Origin of the sequence: Bradyrhizobium pachyrhizi (genome assembly GCF_001189245.1) — a bacterium.
Classification (GTDB): Bacteria; Pseudomonadota; Alphaproteobacteria; order Rhizobiales; family Xanthobacteraceae; genus Bradyrhizobium; species Bradyrhizobium pachyrhizi.
Genome location: NZ_LFIQ01000115.1, coordinates 9,247 through 12,183, shown reverse-complemented (window position 1 = coordinate 12,183; position 2,937 = coordinate 9,247). Strand labels below are relative to the sequence as shown.

General features: G+C 66.6%; 3 protein-coding genes. 2 read left to right on the top strand and 1 reads right to left on the bottom strand.

Translation table 11 applies throughout. The features are described from left to right. On the top strand, nt 1-554 hold a 554-nt coding region (locus AKL29_RS45785), incomplete at its 5' end, for a helix-turn-helix transcriptional regulator (RefSeq protein ID WP_244482512.1). Between the two features lie 6 nt (nt 555-560). Here AKL29_RS45785 and AKL29_RS30940 read toward each other — a convergent pair. Further along, nucleotides 561-1,346 carry an IclR family transcriptional regulator domain-containing protein gene (locus AKL29_RS30940; RefSeq protein ID WP_050386779.1) on the bottom strand — a complete coding sequence of 262 codons (786 nt, stop codon included), beginning with the start codon at nt 1,344-1,346 and terminating at the stop codon, nt 561-563. 111 nt (nt 1,347-1,457) lie between these two features. Between AKL29_RS30940 and AKL29_RS30935 the strand changes: the two genes are divergently transcribed. After that, nucleotides 1,458-2,816 (top strand): aromatic ring-hydroxylating dioxygenase subunit alpha, encoded by a 1,359-nt coding sequence (locus tag AKL29_RS30935; protein WP_050386778.1) that lies wholly within the window; start codon nt 1,458-1,460, stop codon nt 2,814-2,816. Nucleotides 2,817-2,937 lie beyond the last annotated feature (121 nt).

Below are 2,937 nucleotides of genomic sequence, written 5' to 3'. Positions count from 1 at the left end.
CCGGGATCGCGCTGATCGGCCTGCGCGGCGCCGGCAAGACCACGCTCGGGCGGATGCTGGCGAAGAAGATCGGCTGGAGCTTCGTCGAGCTCAACAAGGAGATCGAGGCGCAGAACGGCCTCTCGGTTGCCGAGATCATCGCGCTGTACGGCCAGGAAGGCTTTCGCCGCATGGAGCAGGCGGCGCTGACGCAGCTGCTCGCGCGCAAGGAATTGATGGTGCTGGCGACCGGCGGCGGCATCGTCTCCGAGGCGCTGACCTTCGACCTGATCCTGTCGTCGTTCTACACGATCTGGCTGAAGGCCGAGCCGGAAGAGCACATGGCCCGCGTCCGCCGCCAGGGCGATCTGCGCCCGATGGCCGACGACCGCTCGGCGATGGCGGAATTGCGCAACATCCTGGTCAGCCGCGAGCCGCTCTACGCCCGCGCATCGGCGGTGGTTGATACTGCCGGGCTTTCGGTCGACGCCGCCGCCGCGCGGCTGATCGATTCCGTGCGGCCGGTACTGCAGAACGAGGCGCGCAGCTTCGGGCTGCGCAGCGTGGCGCTTTAGCAGCACTTAGAGCAGCCGGCTCTTCACATCATCAGCGCCGTCGCGCAGCAGCGGCAGGAAGCGGTCGATCAATTCCTGCATCGGCACGCGATCGACATGCGCGCCCATGTTGATGGCGGCGACGATGGTGCCGTCGTAGCGGTGCACCGGCACCGAGATGGAACGGAAATGCGGCTCGGCCTCGCGGTCGACCAGTGAATAGCCCTGCGCGCGATCGGCGACAATCGTCGCGAGCAGCTTCTTCGGATCGGTCGTGGTCTGCGGCGTCACCGGATCGCGGCGCATCGCCTTCAGCCGCGCCGCCAGTTCGGCATCAGTGAGCCGGCCGAGCATGGCGCGGCCGACCGAGGTGCAGAACGCCGGCAGCCTGTAGCCGATGTCGAGACCGGCGGAGAACACGCGGGTCGGGCTCGAGCGCGCGACGAACACGACGTCGTCGCCGTCGAGCAGCGCGAGCGAGGCGATCTCCTGCGCCGCGGTCGCGATGCGATCGAGCACCGGTTGCAGCACCGTCACCACCTGGTTGGATTGCAGGAACGAGCCGGCCAGCGTCAGCACATGCGGCGTCAGCGTGAACAGCTTGCCGTCGGTCGCGACGAAACCGCCATGCGCGAGCGTGAACAGGATGCGGCGCGCGGTGGCGCGCGGCAGATCGGCAGCACGCGCCAGATCGCTCAGCGTCGCAGGACCGGTAACGGTGCCAAACACCTGCAGCAGGCGCAGGCCGCGATCGAGCGCCTCGACGAAGTCGGTGGCGCGCTCGTCCTGGTCGGTCCGCTTCAGCTTGGGCATGAGGCTCGGCTTTGAACGGTTCAAAAATTGGGCTTGCTGTCGGAACCAGACATGGCATAATTCGCACATTCGTTCAATAGGCGAACAAATCCAAATCCGGGAGACGCCGCCATGATGAGCCAGGAAGCGAACGATCTGATCACCCGCACCGGCCGCAAGGACCCCTGCGGCAGGCTGATGCGGAGTTACTGGCAACCGGCGGCGCTGGTGGATGAATTGGACGGGCCACGCCCGGTTCGGCCGGTGCGCCTGCTCGGCGAGAACCTGGTGCTGTTCCGCGGCGAGGACGGGAGCTACGGGCTGATCGATCGCCACTGCGCGCATCGCGGCGCCGATCTCGCCTTCGGCCGGCTCGAGAATGGCGGGCTGCGCTGCGCCTTCCACGGCTGGCTGTTCGACACATCAGGCCAGTGCATCGAGACGCCGGCGGAGCCGGCCGGCTCGCAGCTCTGCAAGGGCATCAGGCAGCGCTCCTATCCCGTGGTCGAGAAGAGCGGCATCCTGTGGGCCTGGCTCGGCGAAGGCGCCCCGCCCGCCTTTCCCGAACTCGACTGCTTCGTCGCGCCCGGCAGCCATACGTTTGCGTTCAAGGGCCACATGAACTGCAACTGGCTGCAGGCGCTCGAGGTCGGCATCGATCCGGCGCACGCTTCCTTCCTGCATCGCTTCTTCGAGGACGAGGACACGGCGGCGGCCTACGGCAAGCAATTCCGCGGCGCCTCGGCCGGCAGCGACATGCCGATGACCAAGATCCTGCGCGAATATGACCGGCCGATCATCAATGTCGAGCACACCGAATACGGCCTGCGCCTGATCGCGCTGCGCGAGCTCGACGCGGAGCGCACCCATGTGCGCGTCACCAACCAGCTGTTCCCGCACGGCTTCGTCATCCCGATGTCGACCGAGATGACGATCACGCAGTGGCACGTGCCGGTCGACGACGAGAACTGCTACTGGTATGCGATCTTCACCAGCTACGCGGCGCCGGTCGACAAGCAGAAGATGCGCGATCAGCGGCTCGAGCTCTATACGCTGCCGGACTACAAGTCGCGCAAGAACAAGACCAACGATTACGGCTTCGATCCGCACGAGCAGGCAACCGAGACCTATACCGGCATGGGCACCGATATCAACGTCCACGACCAGTGGGCGGTGGAATCGATGGGACCGATCCAGGACCGCACCAACGAGCATCTCGGCCAGAGCGACAAGGCGATCGTGCAGTACCGCCGCCTGCTGCGGCAGGAAATCGAGAAGGTTTCCGGCGGCGCGAAGCCGATGCTGTTCCTCGACGACGCCTCCGCGCGCAGCATCCAGGGCCCGGCGACGATGGACGGCATCGGCCCGACCCAAGGCTGGGAGCTCTACTGGATGGAGGTCGACGTCAAGCGCCGCCGCGGCGCGCCGTGGGCCGCGCCGGTGCCGCGCGAGATCGCCGGCAAGGTGCATCATCTGACGGCGGCGGAGTGATGTTGGCTTCAGTGCCGCAGCGCCGTACCCTTCACCTCGCCCCGCTTGCGGGGAAAGGTCGGATTGCATCGCAAGATGCGATCCGGGTGAGGGGGTCCAGGTCTATCGATCCATTCCATCG

Bases quoted from the DNA above. Each gene is read 5' to 3' on its own strand.
- AKL29_RS30935 (WP_050386778.1), top strand. From the start codon at position 1,458: ATGATGAGCCAGGAAGCGAACGATCTGATCACCCGCACCGGCCGCAAG.
- AKL29_RS30940 (WP_050386779.1), bottom strand. From the start codon at position 1,346: ATGCCCAAGCTGAAGCGGACCGACCAGGACGAGCGCGCCACCGACTTC.